Below are 21,650 nucleotides of genomic sequence, written 5' to 3'. Positions count from 1 at the left end.
CCGATGGCCGTCGATCGGGGCGGCACGGCCGGGATAGCGCCCGGCGCGTCGGGCGGCCCCGATACTCTTGTCGGGACATGAGTATCCGGCGGTTGCCCGTTGTGGGCAGTGTGGCGAGGCCCTGGCTGACCGCTGGGTGGCGGGTGACGCAGGTCGCGATCGTCGCGCTGCTGCTCAACGCCGGCTGGCTGTTGTTCGGGAAGATCCCCTACCGCATCGACATCGAGGTCTACCGGATGGGCGGGCAGGCCTGGCTGGACGGACGGCCGCTGTACGCCGGCGATGCGATGTTCCACACCCTGTCCGGGCTGGACCTGCCGTTCACCTATCCCCCGCTGGCGGCCATCGTGTTCAGCCCGTTCGCCTGGATGTCGCTGCCGGTGGCCAGTGTCGCCATCACGGTCATCACGGTGATCCTGGTGCTGCTGTCCACCTGGATCGTGCTGACCCGCCTGGCGGTGTGGCCGGCCTCGGCGGTCACCCGCGAGCCGGCGTGGCTGCGTCGCGCCTGGCTGGCGGCCGCCATCGTGGCGCTGGCGGTGATGTACCTCGAGCCCATCGGCGCCAATTTCGACTTCGGCCAGATCAACGTGGTGCTGATGACGCTGGTCATCGCGGACTGCCTGCCCCGGCGCACGCCCTGGCCACGCGGAATCCTGCTGGGTATCGCGATCGCGCTGAAGCTCACGCCGGCGGTGTTCCTGCTGTACTTCCTCCTGCGCCGCGACGGCCGCGCCGCCCTGACCGCGGTCGGCACGTTCGTCGCCGCCAGCCTGGTGGGCTGCGCACTGGCCTGGCGTGACTCGGCGGAGTACTGGACCAAGACGATCCTTCACACCGACCGCATCGGCAGTGCGGCGTTGAACACCAACCAGAACATCGCCGGCGCGCTCGCCCGGCTGGGCCTGGACAAGAGCACCCACTTCGTCCTGTGGACGCTGGCGTGCTTCGCCGCGCTGGCCCTGACGATCTGGGCGGTCCGGCGGGTACTGATCGCTCAGCAGCCTGCGCTGGCGCTGATGTGCGTGGCCCTGTTCGGGCTGGTGGTCTCGCCGGTGTCGTGGTCGCACCACTGGGTGTGGGCGCTGCCGACGGTCGTCACCGGCGCGGTGATCGCCTACCGCGGCCGCAATATCGCGCTGGGCCTGGTCACTGCCGCCGGCGTGGTGTTGATGATCTGGGTCCCGCTGGAGTTACTGCCCAAACACCACGAGGAGACGGCGTCCTGGTGGCGCCAGCTACTCGGGATGTCCTACGTGTGGTGGGCGCTCGCGGTGATCGTCGTCGCGGGGCTGACCGTGGTCAGGGCGGGCGCTAGCCCGCGGCGGTCTCCGGGAACCGCGCCGGTGGCTGACCTGGTCCACCCGGCTTAGGGTCTGCGTTCTTGAGCGTCGCGGCGTAGATGTCGACGTACTCCTGACCGGAGAGCTCCATCAGTTCGTACATGACCTCGTCGATGACGGCGCGCTCGATGAACCGGTTGCCGGCCAGGCCGTCGAACCGGGAGAAATCCATCGGCTTGCCGAAGCGCACTGTCACCCGGCCGAAGCGCCACATCTTCGATCCGGGCGGGTTCACGACGTCGGTTCCGATCATCGCGACCGGAATCACCGGAACCTGAGTTTCCAGTGCCAGCCGGGCCAGGCCGGTCTTGCCCTTGTAGAGCCGGCCGTCCGGTGAGCGGGTGCCCTCGGGATACATGCCGAGCAGCTTGCCTTGAGTCAGTATTCGTTCGGCGGTGTTCAGCGCGGCCTCGGCGGCGTCGGCATCGGTACGGTCGATCGGCACCTGACCGGCCGCTGTGTAGAACCACCGCATGAACCAGCCCTTGATGCCGGTACCGGTGAAGTATTCGGACTTGGCCAGGAACGTGATCCGCCGGCTGACCACCAACGGCAGGTAGAAGCTGTCCGCCACCGCCAGGTGATTGCTGGCCAAGATCACCGGGCCGGAACTCGGAACGTATTCCAGCCCTTCAATTTTCGGCCTACCGAGCAAGGCCAGCAAGGGGCCCATGAAGATGTACTTGAACAGCCAGTACCACATGGGGCCTCCCGATCGGTCACGCGCTTTGGGCTAACTCTACCCAGGCCTGCGGACACCGACCACAGCTCACGCCGGGTTCACATCGGATCATTAGGCCCCGCGGAGCGTCACTCCTCGACGCTGACCGGGATGTGTTGGTAGCGGCTCGGCCCGGGGCCCGACCCATCGTGGCCAGGTTCAGCGGGGCCGGGCTCATCGGGCGGCGCACCGTCTGGCCCTGGCGTGCCGGCGCCGTCCTCGGCGACCATCGCCCGGATCATCGTCACCAACGCAACGCTGTGTTCAGCGACGACGGTCAGCAGCGGATGCTGCTCACCGTTGACCAGCGCAGCCAGCGCACACACCGGGCACCACACCTGCTGGCATTTGCCCGGCGCGGCGCCTGCGGTCATCGCGGCGCCGGCTCGGACGGCGGGGTCCAGACGGTCGAGGATCGCCTGGGCCAGCGCACGCAGTTCGGGCCCCAGGTCGGGATGCGCGCCGTTCACGCGGGCCACACCTCCGGGTTGGGTCGAAAGCGCACGGTCAGCTCGGTACCGCGCAGCGCCGCGTCCATCACGATGCACCGCCGCAGAACCGACGCCAGTCGCACGCGGCGTCGCATCCCTGCGGCGCCGATGATCAAGTCGTCGTCGACCCGGCCCAGCGACAGGGTTCCCGGATCGATTTGCGGCAACTCTAGCCGCATGCGGTAGATCGCATCGACTCCAGAGCCCGACTCGCGATCCACCACGGGCTTCAGCGGTCCGGGCGGCGGCGAGCCGTCTCGCCGGCGTGCACTGTCGAGCAGCTGCCCCAGTGCCTTGGCCCCGATCGGCTCGCCGGCCAGGTGCGGGGCCAGCACCAGCTGGATGTCGCCGATCGAGGCGGTGAGCTCGTCGAGCACCGACTGCTGTTCGACGATCCGCTCGGAGTACCAGTCGAAGGCGGGATGCTCAGGCAGGTTGCGGTACTCGTATGAATCATCTTGGACCAGAACCTGATTGACGAAGAGCTCGGCCACCCGCACGCCCATCAGCACCAGCGAGCCCAGGGTACGCACGGCCTCGGCTGCCACCACCCGCTCCGCGGTGAGCACCAGATGGGCGGTGACCCGCTGCCCGTCGGTGAGCAGGGCGGACAACCCTTCGACCCCGCCGCTGATCCCTTCGATCACCGCTACCGTGGCCGCACTGTGCGCGCTGTCGAGGGCCGCACTGAGCCGGCGATGCCGGGGCCAGGCCCGTTCGAGGTACATCGCGAACGCCGCGGGCAGCGTCAGCATCCGCATCGCGTCGGCGGTCGAGGCACAGTCGACGACGACGTAGTCCCATCGGCCCGAGTCGGCCAATGCGGCCACCTCGGCAAGGCCCAGCACCTCCTGAATGCCTGGCAATGCGGAAAGTTCTTCCGGGGCAACATCTTTGAGGTCGGAGTTCGGGAATCTGGCGGCGAGCACCGGCGCGATGGCCCGCCACCTGCCCTCCAGCAACGCCAGGGTGTCCAGGGCGAGAGCGTCCAGGTGGCCGCCGCCGACGGCGTCGGTGCCCTCCTCGGTGAGAATCCGCACCGGCGCGCGCGCACCGGTCGGCGGTACCGCAACACCGAGGACGTCGCCCAATGAGTGGGCCTGATCGGTGGACACGGCGAGCACCCGTTCGCCGGCCAGCGCCGCGCGCACCGCCGTCGCCGAGGCCAGTGTCGACTTGCCCACCCCGCCCTTGCCGACGAAGAAGCTGATCCGGGCCTGGCCAGTCAGGCCCGCATCGGCGGGGGCGTCACCGGGGGTCACTCAGCCCTCGACCCATTTCTTCAGGTCCTTGAGCGCGGTGTCGGTCAGCCGTCGCTCGGCCTTGCGCTTGAGCAGCCCGATCATCGGTATGACCAGGTCCACCGCAAGCTCGTAGGTGACATCGGTTCCAGAACCCTTGGGAGCCAACGTGTATGCGCCGTCGAGTGCCCGCAGCAGGGAGCTCGAGACCAGCGACCACCGCACCGACTTGCGGTCGGCGGGCCAGGTGTAGGACAGCACCATCGTGTCCTTGAGTACCGCGGCATCCAGCAACAGCCGGGCGGTCAGTGGGTAACCCTGTTCGTCGGAATCGAGAACCTCGGTCTCCTTGTACTCCGAGACCCATTGCGGGTATGCCCCGATGTCGGCGATGGCGTCCATCACCGTGCGGGGATCCGCCTCGATGTAGATGGTCTGCGCCGTCTTGTCAGCCACTGTTGCCAATTCCCGTCGCTTTGCGCTGCGCGACCCGAGACGATCGCGCTCCCTCGGCCACAAACGGTACCCTCCCGGCCGAGGGTGTGACCCGATATCAGTGCCGGGGTGCGACGCCCACCGGGCGTGCCGCATCCAGCGTGGATTTGACCTCGAACGCCATCCGTTTTCCCGCGACCCGCCGCTCATGGGTCAGCTTGGGCAGGTTCATCTTGGCCAGTTGCCAGGCCGCGACGCCGGCCGGTTCGGCGTGCAGGAAGTAGTGCAGCAGCACGCCGTCGAGCACCGGCTCCAGCCAGATTTCCATGGTGCCGGTCAGCGGACCGGTGACGGTCCACCGCAAGCCTTTGTCGGCGCGGTCCTCGACGACCTCCAGCCGCAGATCCGGCCACCATTTCCGCCAGCTCGCCCGATCCGCGACCGCACGCCCCACCGCCGCCGGATCGGCCGCGACGAACGTCTCGTCAGCGACCTGGATGCTGTTCATGGGCACTAGCTTCACATATCGGACCCGCGAGGTGCCCGGCCGCCCGTTGACTACGCTGGTTGGCATGCGTGAATACAGCGTTCCGGCGTCGTTCACCATCGGTGAACACGACAATGTCGTCAGCTCGGTGTACGACCACGAGCGCACCGATCCGGATTATGTGATCCTGCAGCGCCTCGTCGACGGCGCCTGGACCGACGTCACGTGCGCCGAGGTGGCCGCCCAGATCCGCTCCGCGGCGGTGGGATTGATCGCTGCGGGTGTGCAGGCCGGTGACCGGGTGGCGATCCTGTCGGCGACCCGCTACGAGTGGGTCATCCTCGACTACGCGATCCTGTCGGTCGGCGGCGTCACCGTCCCCATCTACGAAACGTCCTCAGCTGAGCAGGTCCGCTGGGTGCTGGAGGATTCCGGTGCGGTGCTGGTGGTCACCGAGACCGAGGCACACGCCCAGACGGTCTCCGAACTGCGCGACGCGCTGCCGGCACTGCGCACCACGTTGCGCATCGAGTCATCGGGTCCGACCGCGCTCGACGAGCTGGCCGAGGCCGCGGCCGGCGCCGACCCCGCGGAGCTGAACCGCCGGCTTGCGCAGCTGCGGTCGACCGATCCGGCGACGCTGATCTATACCTCGGGCACCACCGGCAGGCCCAAGGGCGTCCAGCTGACCCACTCCAACCTGCTTGCCGAAACCTGCGGTGCCACAACGTGTTTCCCGACGCTGCTGCGTCAGAACGAACGCCTCCTGGTGTTCCTGCCGATGGCGCACGTGCTGGCGCGCGCCCTGTCGATGACGGCCTTCGCCAACAAGGTGACCCTCGGCTACACCAGCGACATCAAGAACCTGGTTCCGATGCTGCAGGTGTTCAAGCCGACGATCGTGGTGTCGGTGCCGCGGGTGTTCGAAAAGGTTTACAACACAGCGGAGTTGAATGCCCGCGACAGCGGCAAGGACCGGATCTTCGGGCTCGCCGCCAAGACGGCGATCGCGTACAGCGAGGCCTTGGCGACCGGCTCACCCAATCTGGGGCTCAAGCTCGCGCACGCCGTGTTCGACCGGCTGGTCTACGGCAAGCTGCGTGCCGCCCTCGGTGGCGACTGCCACGCCGCGATCTCCGGTGGTGCGCCGCTGGGCAAGCGGCTGGGTCACTTCTACCGCGGTGTCGGAGTCTCGATTTACGAGGGCTATGGGCTGACCGAGACCAGCGCGGCGATCACGGTGAACCGGATCGGCGAGCTCAAGGTGGGCACCGTCGGCAAGCTGGTGCCTGGCAACGCCATGGCGATCGCCGACGACGGCGAGCTGCTGGTCAAGGGTGGCGTGGTGTTCGACGGCTATTGGCGTAACGAGAAGGCCACCGCCGAGGCGATCATCGACGGCTGGTTCCACACCGGCGACCTGGCCAGCGTGGACGCCGACGGCTTCCTGGCGATCACCGGCCGCAAGAAGGAGATCATCGTGACCGCGGGCGGCAAGAACGTCGCCCCCGCCGTGCTCGAAGATGCGTTGCGGGCCCATCAGCTCATCAGTCAGGCGATGGCCGTCGGCGACAACCAGCCGTTCATCGGCGCGCTGATCGCCATCGACCCCGAGGCGTTCGACGTGTGGAAGTCCCATCACGGCAAGCCGGCCGGCGCCTCGGTCGCCGACCTGCGGGAGGATCCCGATCTGGTCGCCGAGATCGAACTGGCCATCAAGAACGCCAATCAGCATGTGTCGCATGCGGAGTCGATCCGCAAGTTCCGGATTCTGCCGTGCGACTTCACTGTCCAGACCGGTGAGCTGACGCCGACGCTGAAGGTCAAGCGCAACGTGGTTGCGGAGAAGTTCGCCGCCGATATCGAGGCGATCTATACGAAGTGAGCCGGTGCAGCAGCCAGGCCAACGGGATCGTGACGCCCAGCGTCGCCAGGTACAGGCCGGGCAGTGAGCCGGTGAACAACGGCCAGCCCAGCACCGCGCCCAGCACGACCGCCATCACCAGCACGTGCAGCAGGAAGATCTCGTAGGAGATCTCACCGAGCCACACCATGGGCTTACTACTCAGCAGCCGGCCGAACATGTCGCGCCCGCCGAGCGTCGGCGCCGCCACGACCAGCGTCGCGATCACGGCATAGAACAGCGCCTTGGCCAGCGGCTGCCACATCGGCACCGGTCCCATCGTGACCGCGCCCGCCAACGGGGTGGACACCACCAGGTAGAGCACCACCGCGGCGGGCACGAGGAGCCCGGCGCGCCAGCGCACCCCCATCACGTTCAGCACCGCCACCGCCATCCCGCCCGCGAACGCGGCCAGCTGCGCCGGCAGCCACATCCCGGCCGAGTTCGGTAGCCAATCGGTCGTGTCGAGCACGATCAGCCAGAGCGGACTGATGGCGGCCAGCGCGGCCAGACCGGCCAGCAGCCGGGCCGGGCGCCACCGATCACCGCACAGCACCACCAGCAGCAGATGGGCCAGCAGAGGCAGCACGGCGTAGAACGCCACCTCCACGGCCAGGCTCCAGGTCTGCGACAAGCCCCGGTGCAGGTAGGTCACCAGATAGTTGTCGGTGTAGGTCTGGGTCAGCGTGAGATGGCGGATCAGGCCCGCCAGGGTCTGGCCGGGGTTGGGACCGGTCGAATAGAACGAGTAGACGCCGTACGCCAGCAAGACGGTCACCACGTAGGCGGGCATGATCCGGCGCAGCCGGCGTCGCGCGTACGTCCGCGCCGACGGTGCCGCCGTCCGGTCGGCCGCCGCGAGGACCCACGGGCGAAACAGGAGGAAGCCGGATAGCGCGAAGAAGATCGAGACGCCGACCTCAAGCCGTGCCAACACCAAGCCGATGTAGCCGTGGGTCAGCTTGCCGGTCGCAAACGCCGCGTGAGTGCCGACCACCAGCAGGGCCGCCAGCGCCCGCAGCCCGGTCAGCGAGTCGAGTCGCCCGCCCACCGGCCGGGATACCCCGGCGCGGAGGTCGAGGTCAGGGCCGGCCAGCACTCGGGCGAGGGTAGCCGGGCAACCCGTGAAACTGCTGAGCCGCCCAGAAGAGTCAGGCCACTAGAGGAGCCCGGCCACGAACCCCGCCGCCTGGTCGGGGTATGGCGGCAACTCGTAGGCACTGTGAGCACCGCGATCGCGTCCCGGCGAGCAGATCGGGTCACCGCCGCTGCACACGTCGATGGCGCGGCCGGCGAACTGACCGGTGGTCGACAGCGGTGTGCCGAACCGTGCGCCCGGATTGCCGAACACCGCGACCGCGGCGACCTGACCGGCGCCGGCCGGCGGCAACGGCGGCGCTGAGCCGATACTGCCGATCCGCTGCCCGACCGGTGGCACCCCGGCGAGCATCGACACCGCGGCCGCGCCCTGAGAGAACCCGCCAAGCACCAGCGTGGTCTGCGGGCACCGGCCGCCCATGTCCGCGATGCGGGCAGCCGCGTCGTTGGCACCCGATGCCGCCGCGAGGAAATTCAGGCTGGCCGGGTAGTTCACCCCGTAGGTGTCCATGGTCCGCCCACCCAGCCGCGGCGCGAGCGCATCCGCGAAAGCCTGGCCCACCCGCCCGACGCCGGGCGGCTCGCCGGTCCCGCGGGCGAAGATCACCTCGACGTCAGGGCAGTCGTCGGCCCGCGCAACCCCGGTCGGGGCGAGCAGTGCCGCCACGGCGGCCAGGACACCGCCGAGCGCAGCGACTCGGGTCGAGCTCATCGGCACATCGTCACACGGTGTGATCGACCGCACGCAGGAGTTCGGAAAGCCGCGCCGTGCGCGCGGCCCAGCTCCAGTCCGTCTCGACCCAGCCCCTGCCGGTCTCCCCCATCCGCGCGGCCAGGGCGGGATCGTTGAGGATGCCCGAGACAGCGTCGGCGATCTGCTCGACCGACCGGCCGTCGACCACCCGGCCCGTCTCGCCCTGCTTGACGGCCTCGGGGGCGCCGCCAGAATCACCGGCGACCACCGGCACCCCGGCGGCCGACGCTTCCAGGAACACGATGCCCAGGCCCTCCACGTCCAGACCGGAACCCCTTGTGCGGCAAGGCATTGCAAAGAGGTCTGCCATCGCGTAATGGCCCGCCAGTTCGGCGCTCGGCACCGCTCCGGTGAAGACGACGTGCTCGCGCACCCCGACCTTGTCGGCCAGCTTGTGCAGGTCCTCGGCGTAGGGTCCGCTCCCGACGATCACCAGGACGGCGTCGTCGACCCGGCGGCGGATATCGGGCAGCGCCTTGATGAGCATGTCCTGGCCCTTGCGTGGCACCAGCCGGGACAGGCAGACGACCGTCGGCCGCTGGCCAAGGCCGTAACGCTCGCGCAATTCGGCCCTGACCGCCGGGTTCGGCCGGAACCGGTCGGAGTCGACGCCGGGCGGCAGGTGTTCCAGGGCGGCATTCGGGCCGAACGCCGAGGCGAAGCGGCCGCGGGTGTAGTGGCTGATGTACGTGACGACGTCGGTGTCGTCGCCGATCCGCCGCAACGCCGAGCGCGCGACGGGCAGCATGGACCAGCCCACCTCGTGACCGTGGGTGCTGGCCACCACCCGGCGCGCACCCGCGCCACGGGCCCGGTTGGCCAGCAGCGCCAGCGGCGCGGCGGCGCCGAACCACACGGTTTCGATGCCGTGCTCGGCGATCAGGGCCCGCATCCGGCGGTCGACCCCCGGCTCGGGCAGCATCAGCGTGCCGGGATGGCGCACGATCCGGTAGCCGGCCGCCCGGTCATAGTCGTCTGCGCCCTTCCACTGCGGGGCGTAGACGGTGAGCTGGTGCTCGCCGGTGTCCGCTAGCCTGCCGACGAACTGCTCGAGATAGGACTGGATGCCGCCACGGCGGGGCGGAAAGTCATTGGTGACCAGCAGGACTCGCGTCATCGCCACTTACGCTAGCGGGTCAGCCACTGCGCCCAGCGGGCGCGTAGCCCGGCGGTGTCGGTGCCAAGTGCGCGGTGCACCGCGGTATCGAAGTCGCCGTGACCGGGCCCGCAGGCCTCGACGTACAGCCGGCGCAGCGCGTCAGTGCCATAGCTGTCGGCGACGAACCTGGCGAACCACCAGGCGCGGTCGTAGCCCCGCTCGCGCTGCGCTCCGGCCACGTCCAGGTCGGCGTCGACGGGCAGTGCGGTATCCGCCGCGGCGTCCGGCGGCAGCGGCGTTGGCGGCCGTGCCACGAAATCGGCCACCCCCTCGAGAAGCCAGCGCGGCGCGTCCAGCGCGGTGTCGGCGCGGGCGGCAAGGTGAAACAGTTCGTGGGTCAACACAATTCGTAGCGATCCGTCGCTCATGGTGACGGCACCGGGCGCGAACACCATCCGCTGCCCGCTGGCGTGATGGTGTTCGAAGTCGACGTGGTCGGCGACCGACACCGCCGCGATGTCCGCCCAGTTGCCGTTCGGGGTGAGGCCGGCCTGCGCGACGAACTGCGCTTGGGAGTCGGTGGCGATCACCACGATCTCGCGGTCCCAGTCGGTGCCCCAGAACTTCTCGACGGCGCCGACGGCGCCGCCGATGTCGCCGGCGATCCGGGTGAGCAGGCCGTCGGTGTGGGCACCGCCCAGGCTGATCAGCCGCACGGTACGACCGTCACCAACGACGAGGGGGGCCGGCGCGGGAACCGCCATTTGCGGCGTGGGAACCGCCACGGGCGGCGACGGTGCCGTCGCCGACGGCGTGGCGATCAGGACCGATGCGGCGAGCAGTTCCGCGACCAAGACGGCGGCGAGGACGGCCGTGAGCCGGCGCCGCCGGGGTCGGTCAGTAGCGGCGGACGTTGTAGATCGGGGCGTTGTTCACCGGGGCGATGCGCACCGGCTGGCCGAACGTCGAGGCGTGGACCATCATCCCGTCACCGATGTAGATCGCCGAGTGCGATGCGTCCGAGTAGTAGTTGACGACATCGCCGGGCTGCATCTGGTCCATGGACACCGGCTGACCACCGGCGGCCAGCGCCTGGCTGGAGTGCGGCAGGAAGATGCCGGCCTGCTGGAAGGACCACATCACCAAACCGGAGCAGTCGAACTGGCTGGGACCCGAGCCACCCCAGACGTAGGGATCGCCGATCCGGGTGAGGGCGGCCTGCACCGCGACGGCACCCTGGTCGCTGCCTGGCTCGGGGACGGGCACGGCGGCCATCGGGATGACCTGGGCTGCGTCCGGTGGCGGCGGGGCGTCGGGTAGCGGCAAGGCGTCGGGCGGCGGCGGTGGCGCGTCGGCCAGCGGCGGCAGGCCGGCGGGTGCACCCAGCGCCACGATGTCGGCCGGCGGTACCGGTCCGGGAGCGGCCAGCGCGGTCCGCTGGTCCGGGGTCAAAGTCTGGTAGCGCGACTTCACAGCCGTGATCTGCACCTGCAGTTGGGATTGCTTGCGCTGCAGGTCGGCGCGCACTGCCGCGGCCTGTTCGGCGGCGGTCTTGGCGTCGGCCGCCGACTTGGCCGAGGCGGCCTCGGCCTGGCGAAGGTCGTCGTTGGCCCGTCGATAGTTCTGCATCTGGGCGGACATCTCGGTGGCCATCGCACGCTGCACGGTCAGCTTGTCGATCAGGCCCTGTGGCGACTCAGCGGTCAGGATGGCACTGAGGCCATCCGTGCTGCCGCCCATGTAAACCGCGACAGCAAATTTGTCGACCGCGACCTGGTAGGTAGCCAACTGGGTTTTAGCGGCGTCAGCGGCGGCGATGTCGTCGGTGTGCTTCTTTTCCGCGGCACCCTCTGCTTGCAGCTTCTTGTCAAGATCAAGCTGAGCGGAATGCATCGACTCCGTGAGCTGTTCTGCCTGTCGTGACAGTTCATTCAGCTTTGCCACACCGTCTTGGGCGGGGTCGGCATGCACCGAGCCGGAGATAACCGTCGCAAAGATCGTGAGCCCGGCAATTCCACCTACTAGAGGGCGTTTGAAAACGCGTTTAGTCAGGTACCTGCGGTCAAAGCTCAAGATTACGCATCCTTTAAGTGCCGTCGATGGTTATTGCATCGAGTGCCTTAGGTCTCGAACAGGTTACGAAATGGCATCGGCGTTGTCCAACCAGGGCCAGAGTTCTCAACAGACTCTCAGCCTCACCCGGCTCACCAGTCACAACCTGCCATCCAACCTATCAGGCCCCTAGCTCGCCAGCCCCGAACCCCCGTGCCGGTGGATCGGCACCAGCCTCAAACGCGGAGCTAAACCGGCCTCGGCCAGCACCTCCAGGGCCGCCCGCTCATCTTCCAGCAAAGTCTCCGGTATTCCGAGCAATACGCTCACCACACAGTCGCGGCAGCCCAGCCCGCGCACGGCGCAGTCGTCGCAGTCGATGACAACCGGTTCGGTTGGATCTGTTTCCATCACGGGTCTCCTCTCTCATCGTGTTGGCCGCACGCTAACTGCGACCCCCGACAAGTCGGCGCGGCACCGACGTCCTGTCGGTGGGGCTGCCTACCGTCAACAGCTGTGGTGGGGTCTGCTGATGCGGTTTCCGGTGCTGCGCACCGGGGTGATGCGCAGCTGAGCTTCGCCGACGTCGATCCGACCGCCGACGTGTCGTTGCGGGACGTCACGTTCGTGGTCGTCGACCTGGAGACCACCGGCGGGCGCGCCACCGCATCGGCCGACGGGTCCCGCGACGCCATCACCGAGATCGGCGCGGTCAAGGTCCGCGGCGGCGAGGTGCTCGGTGAGTTCGCCACCCTGGTGGACCCGCAGCGGTCCATCCCGCCGCAGATCGTCCAGCTGACCGGGATCACCACCGCGATGGTGCACGACGCGCCCACCATCGCCGCGGTACTGCCGATGTTCCTGGAGTTCGCCCACGGGGCCGTGCTCGTCGCGCACAACGCCGGCTTCGACATCGGCTTCCTGCGCTCAGCCGCCGAACAGTGCGGCATCGGATGGCCGCGGCCGCCGGTGTTGTGCACGGTGAAGCTGGCCCGTCGCGTGCTCACCCGCGAGGAGGCACCCAGTGTGCGGCTGGCCACGCTGGCCGCCCTCGTCGGCTCCGCCACCCAGCCGAACCACCGCGCCCTCGATGACGCCCGCGCCACCGTCGACGTGCTGCACGCATTGATCGAACGGGTCGGCAATCAGGGCGTGCACACCTTCACCGATCTGCGTGGGTACCTGCCCAACATCTCCAATGCCCAACGCGGCAAGGGGGTTCTGGCCCGCGACCTGCCGCGGCGGCCGGGGGTGTACCTGTTCCGCGGGCCGACCGGCGAGGTGCTCTACGTCGGCACCGCCACCGATCTGCGCCGCCGGGTGAACCAGTACTTCACCGGCGCCGACCCGCGCGGGCGGATGAAGGAGATGGTGGGCCTGGCCACCAAGGTCGACCACGTCGAATGCGCCCACCCGCTGGAGGCCGGGGTGCGCGAGCTGCGGCTGCTGGCCGCGCACGCCCCGCCCTACAACCGCCGCTCCCGCTTCCCGCACCGCTGGTGGTGGGTGGTGCTGACCGATGAGGCATTCCCCCGGCTCTCGGTTGTCCGCGAGCCGCGGCACGATCGCGCGATCGGCCCGTTCCGGTCGCGGGCCGACGCCGCCGACACCGCCGAGCTGGTGGCCCGGTTCACCGGGGTGCGCACCTGCACCGCACGCATCGGACGCGCGGCAGAGCATGGGCCGTCCTGTCCCGATCGCGAGGTCTCCCCCTGTCCCGCACCGCGCGGCATCGCCGCCGCCGACTACGCACCCGCACCGCTGCGGGCGGCCGCGCTGATCGCCGGGCTGGACAACGGCGCGCTGAGCGCGGCGGTCGACCAGGTGGCCGAGCTGGCCGGGCGGGCCCGCTATGAAAGCGCCGCGCGGCTGCGCGATCACATCGCGGCGGGCGTCGACGTGCTGTGGCGCGGGCAGCGGCTGCGCGCGCTGACCGCTATCGAAGAGCTCATTGCCGCCGCGCCGGACGGCGCCGGCGGCTGGCAGCTGGCGATCGTGCGTCATGGGCAGCTCGCCGCCGCGGGAGTCGCCCCACGCCGCGTCCCACCGATGCCCGTGATCGAAGCCCTGCAGACCTGCGCGCAAAGCATCCTCCCTCGACCAGCGCCCCTCGGCGGGGCGCTGGTCGAGGAGACTGCCTTGATCGCGCGGTGGCTCAACACTGCAGGCGTTCGCATTGTCAGCGCCACAACGGGTTTGGCCTCACCGCTGCACTCAGCAGGACCGTGGGCGCAGTGGGCGGCCACCGCGCGCTCCGCGCGGCTGGCCGCCGAACAGCTCGACTCAGAGTTGCTGCGTGAACCGCACCCAACGCGCCAGGAGTTGCTCGGCGGCACCGGAGTCGATCGCCTCGGCTGCGCGGGCCAGCCCGTCCTCCCAGCACGGCAGCCATTCGGCGTGGCTGGATAGTCCGCCGTGGGCGACCATCGCGCCGGCCGCGTTGAGGATCACCGCGTCCCGCACGGGTCCCTGCGCGCCGCCGAGCACACTGCGCGCCTCCTGGGCGTTCTCCTCGGCCTCCCCGCCGACCAGTTCCTCGATGCGGGCCCGCGCGAAACCGAATCCCAGCGGGTCGAAGGTGAGCTTGTCGATGGTGCCGGCCTGCACCCGCCAGATGGTGCTGGTGGTCGTGGTGGTCAGCTCGTCGAGACCGTCGTCGCCGTGCACCACGAGCACGCTGCAGCGGCGCGCGGCGAACACCCCGGCCATCACCTCGGCCAGATCGCCGAACGCACAACCGATCAGCCCCGCCCGCGGGCTGGCCGGATTGGTCAGCGGCCCAAGCAGATTGAACACCGTCGGCACGCCGATCTCGCGGCGCGGCGGTCCGGCGAACTTGTAGGACGGATGGAACACCGGCGCGAAGCAGAACCCGATGCCCACCTCCTGCACGCTGCGGGCCACCTCATCGGGGCCCAGATCGATGCGCACGCCGAGCGCCTCGAGCATGTCGGCCCCGCCGCTCTTCGACGACGCGGCGCGGTTGCCGTGCTTGACCACCGGCACCCCGGCGGCGGCGACCACGATCGCCGCCATCGTCGAGAGGTTCACGGTGTTGGCGCGATCGCCGCCGGTGCCGACGATGTCGACGGTGTCGGTGCCGATCACGTCGGTCGGCACCAGGCGCGCGAAACGCAGCATCGTGTCGGCCAACTCACGCACCTCGGTCGGCGTCGGGCGCTTCATCTTCATCGACACGCCGAAGGCGGCGATCTGCGCCGGTGTCGCGACCCCCGTCATGATCTGGTCCATCGCCCAGCTCGCCTGCCCCGGTTCGAGTTCCAGGCTGGCCGTCAACCGGTCCAGGACCTGCGGCCATGACGAATTCGGCGCGTCGGCGCCGGGCTGGGAAACGCGGAGAGTCACGCGCCGATGTTCCCATGCCAACGGGGCCCTCCACAGCCCGGTTCGCCGACAGTTCTGACGAATTCGGCCCCTGGCTGTACCTCAACAACTACAAAGCGTCATACTTCTTGATGTGACGAGCGCTGTTGGCACCTCGGGAACTGCGATCACATCGCGCGTACATTCGCTGAACCGGCCGAACATGGTCAGTGTTGGCACCATCGTGTGGCTTTCCAGTGAGTTGATGTTCTTTGCTGGGCTGTTCGCGATGTACTTCACTGCCCGTGCCCAGTCCGGTGGCGTATGGCCGCCGCCGCCAACGGAACTGAACCTGTATCAGGCGGTTCCGGTGACGCTGGTGCTGATCGCGTCGTCGTTCACGTGCCAGATGGGTGTGTTCGCAGCCGAGCGCGGTGACGTCTACGGGCTGCGCCGCTGGTACGTCATCACCTTCTTCATGGGCGCCTTCTTCGTCGCCGGCCAGGCCTACGAGTACTACCACCTGGTCACTCACGGCACGACCATCCCGGGTAGCTCCTACGGCAGCGTGTTCTACCTCGCGACCGGCTTCCACGGCCTGCATGTCATCGGCGGTCTGGTCGCCTTCATTCTTCTTCTGTTGCGCACGAAGATGAGCAAGTTCACGCCCGCTCAGGCGACCGCTGCCATCGTCGTGTCCTACTACTGGCACTTCGTCGACATCGTGTGGATCGCCCTGTTCGCGACGATCTACTTCATCCGATGAGAAGGGGTTCGATGCTCAAGAGATCGGCGCGGGTGAAGGAACCGATAAGCGACAAGTCGCGTCGCCGGCTTCGTCGCCGCCTGACCGGCGGGGTGCTGCTGCTGGTCGGCCTCGGACTCGCGGGCGGCCTGGCCGCCACGCTGACGCCTACACCACAGGTGGCGGTCGCCGACGAATCACAGTCGGCCCTGCTACGCACCGGTAAGCAGTTGTTCGACACCTCGTGCATCACCTGCCACGGCGCCAATCTCCAGGGTGAGCAGGGTCGCGGTCCCAGCCTGATCGGCGTCGGGGAAGCCGCGGTGTACTTCCAGGTCTCCACCGGCCGCATGCCGGCGATGCGCGGCGAAGCCCAGGCCGCGCGCAAGGACCCGATCTTCGACGAGTCGCAGATCGACGCGCTCGGCGCCTACATCCAGGCCAACGGTGGCGGCCCGCTCGTTCCGCGGGATGCCAACGGCCAGGTCGCCGACCATTCGCTGCTCGGCAACAACGTCGCCCGCGGTGGCGACCTGTTCCGGCTCAACTGCGCCTCGTGCCACAACTTCACCGGCAAGGGCGGCGCACTGTCGTCGGGCAAGTACGCGCCCGACCTCGAGGAAGCCACACCCGCGCAGATTTACACCGCCATGCTGACCGGTCCGCAGAACATGCCCAAGTTCGGTGACCGCCAGCTGTCGCCCGAGGAGAAGCGCGACATCGTCGCCTATGTCCGCATGGCGACCCGCGCGCCGGATCCCGGCGGCTACGGCCTCGGTGGCTTCGGACCGTCGTCCGAAGGTATGGCGATCTGGATTATCGGCATGGTCGCCGCGATCGCGGTGGCTCTGTGGATCGGAGCGAGATCATCATGAGTGACGTGAACCGGCCGAGCGACGAACAGCTCGCTGCGATGTCACGCGAGGAGCTCCTCGAGCTCGGCGGCAAGCTCGACGGCGTCGACATCATCCTCAAGGAGCCGCGCTGGCCGGTCGAGGGCACCAAAGCCGAGAAGCGCGCCGAGCGCGGCGTGGCGATCTGGCTGCTGCTGGGCGGCCTGTTCGGCCTGGCCCTGCTGGTGGTGTTCATCTTCTGGCCGTGGGAATGGACGCCGGACGACTCCGACGGCGCGTTCTGGTACAACCTCGCCACCCCGATGTACGGGCTCACGTTCGGCCTGTCGATCCTGGCGATCGGCATCGGCGCGGTGCTCTTCCAGAAGAGGTTCATCCCCGAAGAGATCACCGTCCAGGACCGCCATGACGGGAGCTCCCCGGAGATCGAGCGCAAGACGGTGGTCGCCAACCTCACCGATGGGCTGGAAGGCTCGACGATCAAGCGGCGCAAGCTGGTTGGGCTGTCACTGGGCATCGGGCTCGGCGCGTTCGGCGCGGGCACGCTGGTGGCGTTCATCGGCGGCCTGATCAAGAACCCGTGGAAGCCGGTGGTTCCCACCGCCGAGGGCAAGAAGGCGATCTTGTGGACCTCGGGCTGGACGCCGCGGTACGCCGGCGAGACCATCTACCTCGCTCGGTCAACCGGCCTTCCGGGCCAGTCACCGTTCGTCAGGCTGCGGCCCGAGGACGTCGACGCCGGCGGCATGGAGACGGTGTTCCCGTGGCGCGAGAGCGACGGCGACGGCACCACCGTGGAAAGCCACGAGCTGCTCTCGGAAATCGCGATGGGCGTGCGCAACCCGGTGATGCTGATCCGCATCAAGCCGGTCGACATGGCCAAGGTGGTCAAGCGTGCGGGCCAGGAGAGCTTCAACTTCGGTGACTTGTTCGCCTACACGAAGGTCTGCTCGCACCTGGGCTGCCCGGCCTCGCTGTACGAACAGCAGACCTACCGCATCCTGTGCCCGTGCCACCAATCGCAGTTCGACGCACTGCATTTCGCACGGCCGATCTTCGGTCCGGCTGCGCGCGCACTGGCGCAGTTGCCGATCACGATTAACGAGGACGGGTATCTGGTCGCCAACGGTGACTTTGCCGAACCCGTCGGACCCGCATTCTGGGAGCGCACATCATGAGCCCGAAACTCGGTGATGCCCTGGCCAAGCAGGGCGACGCGATCGATTCTCGCTACCACCCGTCGGCGGCGGTCCGGCGCGGAATCCTGAACAAGGTCTTCCCCACGCACTGGTCGTTCCTGCTGGGCGAGATCGCCTTGTACAGCTTCATCGTGCTGCTGCTGACCGGCGTGTACCTCTCGCTGTTCTTCGATCCGTCGATGGCCGAAGTCACGTATCAGGGTGTCTACCAACCCCTTCGGGGCATGGAGATGTCCAAGGCCTTCTCGTCCGCCCTCGACATCAGCTTCGAGGTCCGCGGTGGCCTGTTCGTGCGGCAGGTCCACCACTGGGCGGCGCTGCTGTTCTCCGCGTCGATCATGGTGCACCTGGCGCGCATCTTCTTCACCGGCGCGTTCCGTCGCCCACGCGAGGCCAACTGGGTGATCGGCTCGCTGCTCCTGATCCTGTCCATGTTCGAGGGCTACTTCGGCTACTCACTGCCCGACGACCTGCTCTCCGGCATCGGCCTGCGTGCGGCACTCTCGTCGATCACGATGAGCGTGCCGATCATGGGAACCTGGTTGCACTGGGCACTTTTCGGTGGCGACTTCCCCTGCGGCGGACTCGGCTACCAGTGCAGCACGGTGGGCACCATGCTCCCCCGGATGTACGCCCTGCACATCCTGCTGCTCCCGGGCATCATCCTGGCGCTCATCGGTGTTCACATGGGGATGGTGTGGTTCCAGAAGCACACCCAGTTCCCCGGCCCCGGGCGCACCGAGAAGAACGTCGTCGGCGTGCGCGTCATGCCGGTGTTCGCGGTGAAGTCGGGCGCGTTCTTCGCGATGACCACCGGCATCCTGGGCCTGATGGGCGGTCTGCTGCAGATCAACCCGATCTGGCAACTCGGCCCCTACAAGCCGTCCCAGGTGTCGGCCGGCAGCCAGCCCGACTTCTACATGATGTGGACGGAAGGCCTGGCCCGTATCTTCCCGCCGTGGGAGCTGTACTTCTGGCACCACACCATCCCCGCGGCGTTCTGGGTCGCGATGTCCATGGGCATCGTGTTCGGGCTGCTGATCGCGTACCCGTTCCTGGAGAAGAAGTTCACCGGGGACACTGCGCACCACAACCTGTTGCAGCGCCCGCGTGACGCTCCGACACGCACCGCGATCGGCGCGATGGCCATCTCGCTGTACATGGTCTGGACGCTGGCCGCGATGAACGACGTCATCGCGCTGAAGTTCCATATCTCGCTGAACGCGACGACGTGGATCGGCCGCATCGGCTCGCTGGTGTTGCCGCCGCTGATCTTCTTCATCGCTTACCGGTGGGCAGTCGGGCTGCAGCGCAGCGACCGCGACGTGCTCGAGCACGGCATCGAGACCGGCATCCTCAAGCGGCTGCCGCACGGTGCCTACATCGAGCTGCACCAGCCGCTGGGCCCGGTCGACGACCACGGCCACCCGATCCCGCTGGATTACCAGGGGGCGGCACTGCCCAAGCGGATGAACAAGCTGGGCTCCGGCGGCCAGACCGGCCACGGCAGCTTCCTGACCGCGGACCCCTTGTCCGAGGATGCTGCGCTCAACGAGGCCGCACACGCCTCCGAGCACCGGGCGCTCACCGCACTGCGCGAATGGCAGGACGCTGAGTCGAACGGCAACGGCAACGGCCAGCACCACTAGAGGCACACAACGAAAGAACCCCCGGGCCGCCAGGCTCGGGGGTTCTTTCGTTGTGTAGGCATCGAGTGTGCACACAGATCGCGATCGAACGTGCCATTGCGATCTCGCCGCACACTCGGCGCAGAAACTACTCCGGCTCCTCCACCTGGCCGTGCAGCTGGCGCAGGTAGGTCACCGGGACAGCAGGCATGGCGATGGTGATGACCGCGGCCAGGCCCAGCGCCACCCAGGCCGCGCTGTCGTTGTCCACCGCCAGCAGATAGGTTGCGGTCGACACCCCGACCAGCGCCAGACCGATCGCGCCGCCCAGCATGGACGTGCAGCGCAGCCACAGCCGGTCCAGCTCGGTGGCCGGAATCAGCGGATCGGCCCGCCGGGACGCCGACGACTGGGCGAAATCGGGCTGATAGCGCTCATACGGGTCCACCGTCGAGCCGAACACCTTCAGCTTCTCCGTCGGCGCCTCTTTGCCGCGCGCAGGGGCCGCCGGAGCGGCTGCGGCCGGGGCCGGCGGCTTGGGCGGGGTGAACCGCACATCGGCCAGTGCGGTGCGCCTGGCCCGGATCAGCAGCGGGATCGCGCCGACGATGATCAGCGCCGACACCGCGATGATGCTGTAGAGCAGCCATGGGGTGCGCGAGCCGTCGTTGCCCGCGGTGTGGCCGCGGCTCATGTCGACCAGCGCGACGATCGCCACGACCGTCACCGCCAGCAGCACCAGCCAGATTGCGCCACACACACCCACCAGCAGGCGGTCCACCGTCTCCGGTGATCGCCGATCCTCATCCGTTGCCCCGGCCAGCGGGAGCTCTGATTCGTGTGCCATCAGCAACTAGTCTGCGCGGCGTTGTTCTGATTCGACGACAACACCACGCCGTCGCTGGTCGTGATCGAACAGTTCAGCTTGCTGACCAGGAACAGACTGGACGCTTGGACCGAGCCGACATCGGACTGCGAGATCGGTGTCACCGTCAGTGACCACGGGATATAGACGTTGCGCTGGGTGCGCTGGCGACCCGAGGCGTCGACGTAAGTCACCGAGATGATGTCGCCGGGGGCCTTGCTCCCGGTGACCGTGTAGGTCACCTGACGCGGGCCGGCGGGCGCCGTCGTGGTGGTCGGGGGCGGCGGTGCCGTCGTCGTGGTCACGGGTGGTGGTGCCTCCGTCGTCGCGGGCGGGGGTGGTGGTGGCGGTGGTGGTGGGGGTTCCGTGGTCACCGTCACCGTCTCAGGGGGCGGCGGTGGCGGCTCCTCGGTCGTCACCGGCGGGGGTGGCGGCGGCGGTGGCGGCGTGGTGGTGATGATCTCGTCCTGCACCGGCGGGGGCTTGACGGTCGTGGTGGTCGCCGGGGTGGCCAGCTTGTTGCTGTCTGTACTGGTCACCAGCAGCGACACCGACACCACCAGCGCGACGGCGGCCACGATCGCGGTGATCCCGACAACCCACGGCCACCTCGGCGGCTGAGCCTCTTCGAGGTACTCGGTACCCGCGTCGTAGGTGTCGTAGTCGTAGAGCGCGGGGTCGGGCGCGACGAAGGGACCGGCGGTGTACTGCTCGGATTCCGGCGCGGAATAGGCCTCAAAGCCGGTACCGGTGGGTGTCTCACCCCGGTCGCCCGACTCCTCATCCGGCGGATTCGGCCCGCTCATGCTCGCCTGTCCTCTTTCGACTACATCACCGCGGCACGCGGGCCAAGGACTGGCACGTAGCGTGCCCACGGCTCCCGTTGCCCTGGCAAGACCCTACCCAACCGGGCAGGCAGGGTAGGGAGCAGCACACCGTTGGCGCGAAGTGATATCTCGATTGTGACCTACGCCGAGTCGCTCAGTGCTTCTCGGGTCCGATGTAGTACTCGAACACCAGACCGCACACCGCCGCGATCACGAAGACCACACCGGCCGCGATCAGCCAGGGCAGCCACAGAGCGGCGCCGACCGCGGCGGTCGAAAACGACAGCGCAATCAGGATGGGCCACCAGCTGTGCGGCGCGTAGAAACCCAACTCCCCTGCGCCGTCGCTGATTTCAGCGTCCTCGTAGTCCTCGGGGCGGGTGTCCAGGCGACGCGCCACGAACCGGAAGAAGGTGCCGGTGAGCAGCGACAGACCGGCGGTGAGCACCAGCCCGGTGGTGCCGGCCCACTCGATGCCGCCGTACTGGAACATCGCGGTGAGCACGCCGTAAACGATCGCCGCGAGGACGAAAAAGGCGGTCAGGATTTCGAAGAGCCTGGCTTCAATATGCATCTGCGGTCCC

General features: G+C 68.5%; 21 protein-coding genes and 1 pseudogene. 7 read left to right on the top strand and 15 right to left on the bottom strand.

Annotated elements, in window-relative coordinates; genetic code table 11:
* Positions 1-77 precede the first annotated feature (77 nt).
* The gene (locus SLQ31_RS13485; RefSeq protein WP_319433360.1) at positions 78-1,373 is read left to right on the top strand and encodes a glycosyltransferase 87 family protein; all 1,296 of its coding nucleotides are present in this window, start codon (positions 78-80) and stop codon (positions 1,371-1,373) included.
* Here the strand turns inward: SLQ31_RS13485 and SLQ31_RS13480 are convergent.
* The 5 genes from SLQ31_RS13480 to SLQ31_RS13460 all read right to left on the bottom strand — a co-directional run bounded on the left by SLQ31_RS13480 (position 1,315) and on the right by SLQ31_RS13460 (position 4,739).
* Positions 1,315-2,046, bottom strand: a complete 732-nt coding sequence (locus tag SLQ31_RS13480) for a lysophospholipid acyltransferase family protein (protein ID WP_319433358.1) — start codon at positions 2,044-2,046, stop codon at positions 1,315-1,317. The genes SLQ31_RS13485 and SLQ31_RS13480 overlap by 59 nt on opposite strands.
* Before the next feature lie 107 nt (positions 2,047-2,153).
* Entirely contained in the window at positions 2,154-2,534 is a 381-nt protein-coding gene (locus tag SLQ31_RS13475) for a hypothetical protein (protein WP_319433356.1), read from the bottom strand.
* Positions 2,531-3,817, bottom strand: a complete 1,287-nt coding sequence (locus tag SLQ31_RS13470; RefSeq protein WP_319433354.1) for an ArsA family ATPase — start codon at positions 3,815-3,817, stop codon at positions 2,531-2,533. The genes SLQ31_RS13475 and SLQ31_RS13470 overlap by 4 nt, the downstream gene beginning before the upstream one ends.
* A complete protein-coding gene (locus SLQ31_RS13465; RefSeq protein ID WP_319433352.1) occupies positions 3,818-4,252 on the bottom strand; it encodes an SRPBCC family protein in 435 nt (144 codons plus the stop codon).
* A gap of 97 nt (positions 4,253-4,349) precedes the next feature.
* The gene (locus tag SLQ31_RS13460; protein ID WP_319433350.1) at positions 4,350-4,739 is read right to left on the bottom strand and encodes a polyketide cyclase / dehydrase and lipid transport; all 390 of its coding nucleotides are present in this window, start codon (positions 4,737-4,739) and stop codon (positions 4,350-4,352) included.
* A gap of 64 nt (positions 4,740-4,803) precedes the next feature.
* On the opposite strand from SLQ31_RS13460, the gene SLQ31_RS13455 reads away from it, so the two are divergent.
* Entirely contained in the window at positions 4,804-6,603 is a 1,800-nt protein-coding gene (locus SLQ31_RS13455) for a long-chain fatty acid--CoA ligase (RefSeq protein WP_319433348.1), read from the top strand.
* On the opposite strand, the gene SLQ31_RS13450 is transcribed toward SLQ31_RS13455, so the two are convergent.
* The 6 genes from SLQ31_RS13450 to SLQ31_RS13425 all read right to left on the bottom strand — a co-directional run bounded on the left by SLQ31_RS13450 (position 6,542) and on the right by SLQ31_RS13425 (position 12,035).
* Positions 6,542-7,720: an acyltransferase gene (locus SLQ31_RS13450; protein ID WP_319433346.1), complete on the bottom strand. Its 1,179-nt coding sequence runs from the start codon at positions 7,718-7,720 to the stop codon at positions 6,542-6,544. The two genes, SLQ31_RS13455 and SLQ31_RS13450, sit on opposite strands and share 62 nt — an antisense overlap.
* A 60-nt stretch (positions 7,721-7,780) precedes the next feature.
* Positions 7,781-8,431 carry a cutinase family protein gene (locus SLQ31_RS13445; protein ID WP_319433344.1) on the bottom strand — a complete coding sequence of 217 codons (651 nt, stop codon included), beginning with the start codon at positions 8,429-8,431 and terminating at the stop codon, positions 7,781-7,783.
* A gap of 10 nt (positions 8,432-8,441) precedes the next feature.
* A complete protein-coding gene (locus SLQ31_RS13440; RefSeq protein WP_319433342.1) occupies positions 8,442-9,590 on the bottom strand; it encodes a glycosyltransferase family 4 protein in 1,149 nt (382 codons plus the stop codon).
* Positions 9,591-9,601: 11 nt separating this feature from the next.
* Entirely contained in the window at positions 9,602-10,414 is an 813-nt protein-coding gene (locus SLQ31_RS13435; protein ID WP_413642285.1) for a hypothetical protein, read from the bottom strand.
* Positions 10,415-10,469: 55 nt separating this feature from the next.
* Positions 10,470-11,645, bottom strand: coding sequence for a peptidoglycan hydrolase RipC (gene ripC, locus SLQ31_RS13430; protein WP_319433340.1), 1,176 nt, complete (start codon positions 11,643-11,645; stop codon positions 10,470-10,472).
* A 168-nt stretch (positions 11,646-11,813) separates the two neighbouring features.
* Positions 11,814-12,035, bottom strand: a complete 222-nt coding sequence (locus SLQ31_RS13425) for a hypothetical protein (RefSeq protein ID WP_319433338.1) — start codon at positions 12,033-12,035, stop codon at positions 11,814-11,816.
* A gap of 105 nt (positions 12,036-12,140) precedes the next feature.
* Between SLQ31_RS13425 and SLQ31_RS13420 the strand changes: the two are divergent.
* Positions 12,141-13,970: pseudogene (locus SLQ31_RS13420) on the top strand (DEDD exonuclease domain-containing protein); the annotation flags it as partial.
* Here SLQ31_RS13420 and trpD read toward each other — a convergent pair.
* Complete coding sequence (trpD, locus tag SLQ31_RS13415; protein ID WP_319433336.1) at positions 13,908-14,990, bottom strand: anthranilate phosphoribosyltransferase; 1,083 nt, start codon at positions 14,988-14,990, stop codon at positions 13,908-13,910. The pseudogene SLQ31_RS13420 and the gene trpD overlap by 63 nt on opposite strands.
* 112 nt (positions 14,991-15,102) lie before the next feature.
* Between trpD and SLQ31_RS13410 the strand changes: the two genes are divergently transcribed.
* The 4 genes from SLQ31_RS13410 to SLQ31_RS13395 are packed head-to-tail and all read left to right on the top strand — an operon-like array spanning position 15,103 to position 19,395.
* Positions 15,103-15,714, top strand: a complete 612-nt coding sequence (locus SLQ31_RS13410; protein ID WP_319433334.1) for a heme-copper oxidase subunit III — start codon at positions 15,103-15,105, stop codon at positions 15,712-15,714.
* 11 nt (positions 15,715-15,725) lie between these two features.
* A complete protein-coding gene (locus tag SLQ31_RS13405) occupies positions 15,726-16,568 on the top strand; it encodes a cytochrome c (protein WP_319433332.1) in 843 nt (280 codons plus the stop codon).
* Positions 16,565-17,725: a ubiquinol-cytochrome c reductase iron-sulfur subunit gene (locus SLQ31_RS13400; protein WP_319433330.1), complete on the top strand. Its 1,161-nt coding sequence runs from the start codon at positions 16,565-16,567 to the stop codon at positions 17,723-17,725. The genes SLQ31_RS13405 and SLQ31_RS13400 overlap by 4 nt, the downstream gene beginning before the upstream one ends.
* The gene (locus SLQ31_RS13395; RefSeq protein ID WP_319433327.1) at positions 17,722-19,395 is read left to right on the top strand and encodes a cytochrome bc complex cytochrome b subunit; all 1,674 of its coding nucleotides are present in this window, start codon (positions 17,722-17,724) and stop codon (positions 19,393-19,395) included. Before SLQ31_RS13400 ends, SLQ31_RS13395 begins: the two co-directional genes overlap by 4 nt.
* A gap of 127 nt (positions 19,396-19,522) precedes the next feature.
* Here SLQ31_RS13395 and SLQ31_RS13390 read toward each other — a convergent pair whose 3' ends face one another.
* From SLQ31_RS13390 to SLQ31_RS13380, 3 genes are all read right to left on the bottom strand, one after another.
* Positions 19,523-20,221, bottom strand: a complete 699-nt coding sequence (locus SLQ31_RS13390; RefSeq protein ID WP_319433325.1) for a DUF2561 family protein — start codon at positions 20,219-20,221, stop codon at positions 19,523-19,525.
* Positions 20,221-21,045 (bottom strand): MmpS family transport accessory protein, encoded by an 825-nt coding sequence (locus SLQ31_RS13385; protein WP_319433323.1) that lies wholly within the window; start codon positions 21,043-21,045, stop codon positions 20,221-20,223. The genes SLQ31_RS13390 and SLQ31_RS13385 overlap by 1 nt, the downstream gene beginning before the upstream one ends.
* 175 nt (positions 21,046-21,220) lie before the next feature.
* The gene (locus SLQ31_RS13380) at positions 21,221-21,640 is read right to left on the bottom strand and encodes a cytochrome c oxidase subunit 4 (protein WP_319433321.1); all 420 of its coding nucleotides are present in this window, start codon (positions 21,638-21,640) and stop codon (positions 21,221-21,223) included.
* Positions 21,641-21,650 lie beyond the last annotated feature (10 nt).

Origin of the sequence: Mycobacterium sp. RTGN5, assembly GCF_033804465.1 — a bacterium.
GTDB lineage: Bacteria > Actinomycetota > Actinomycetes > Mycobacteriales > Mycobacteriaceae > Mycobacterium.
This window is presented reverse-complemented; position numbering and strand designations above follow the sequence as displayed.

What these genes read in the sequence shown, in the direction of transcription:
- SLQ31_RS13485 (WP_319433360.1), top strand. Translation starts at nt 78, where the DNA reads ATGAGTATCCGGCGGTTGCCCGTTGTGGGCAGTGTGGCGAGGCCCTGG.
- SLQ31_RS13480 (WP_319433358.1), bottom strand. Translation starts at nt 2,046, where the DNA reads ATGTGGTACTGGCTGTTCAAGTACATCTTCATGGGCCCCTTGCTGGCC.
- SLQ31_RS13460 (WP_319433350.1), bottom strand. Translation starts at nt 4,739, where the DNA reads ATGAACAGCATCCAGGTCGCTGACGAGACGTTCGTCGCGGCCGATCCG.
- SLQ31_RS13455 (WP_319433348.1), top strand. Translation starts at nt 4,804, where the DNA reads ATGCGTGAATACAGCGTTCCGGCGTCGTTCACCATCGGTGAACACGAC.
- SLQ31_RS13445 (WP_319433344.1), bottom strand. Translation starts at nt 8,431, where the DNA reads ATGAGCTCGACCCGAGTCGCTGCGCTCGGCGGTGTCCTGGCCGCCGTG.
- SLQ31_RS13440 (WP_319433342.1), bottom strand. Translation starts at nt 9,590, where the DNA reads ATGACGCGAGTCCTGCTGGTCACCAATGACTTTCCGCCCCGCCGTGGC.
- SLQ31_RS13425 (WP_319433338.1), bottom strand. Translation starts at nt 12,035, where the DNA reads ATGGAAACAGATCCAACCGAACCGGTTGTCATCGACTGCGACGACTGC.
- SLQ31_RS13405 (WP_319433332.1), top strand. Translation starts at nt 15,726, where the DNA reads ATGCTCAAGAGATCGGCGCGGGTGAAGGAACCGATAAGCGACAAGTCG.
- SLQ31_RS13400 (WP_319433330.1), top strand. Translation starts at nt 16,565, where the DNA reads ATGAGTGACGTGAACCGGCCGAGCGACGAACAGCTCGCTGCGATGTCA.
- SLQ31_RS13395 (WP_319433327.1), top strand. Translation starts at nt 17,722, where the DNA reads ATGAGCCCGAAACTCGGTGATGCCCTGGCCAAGCAGGGCGACGCGATC.
- SLQ31_RS13390 (WP_319433325.1), bottom strand. Translation starts at nt 20,221, where the DNA reads ATGGCACACGAATCAGAGCTCCCGCTGGCCGGGGCAACGGATGAGGAT.
- SLQ31_RS13385 (WP_319433323.1), bottom strand. Translation starts at nt 21,045, where the DNA reads ATGAGCGGGCCGAATCCGCCGGATGAGGAGTCGGGCGACCGGGGTGAG.
- SLQ31_RS13380 (WP_319433321.1), bottom strand. Translation starts at nt 21,640, where the DNA reads ATGCATATTGAAGCCAGGCTCTTCGAAATCCTGACCGCCTTTTTCGTC.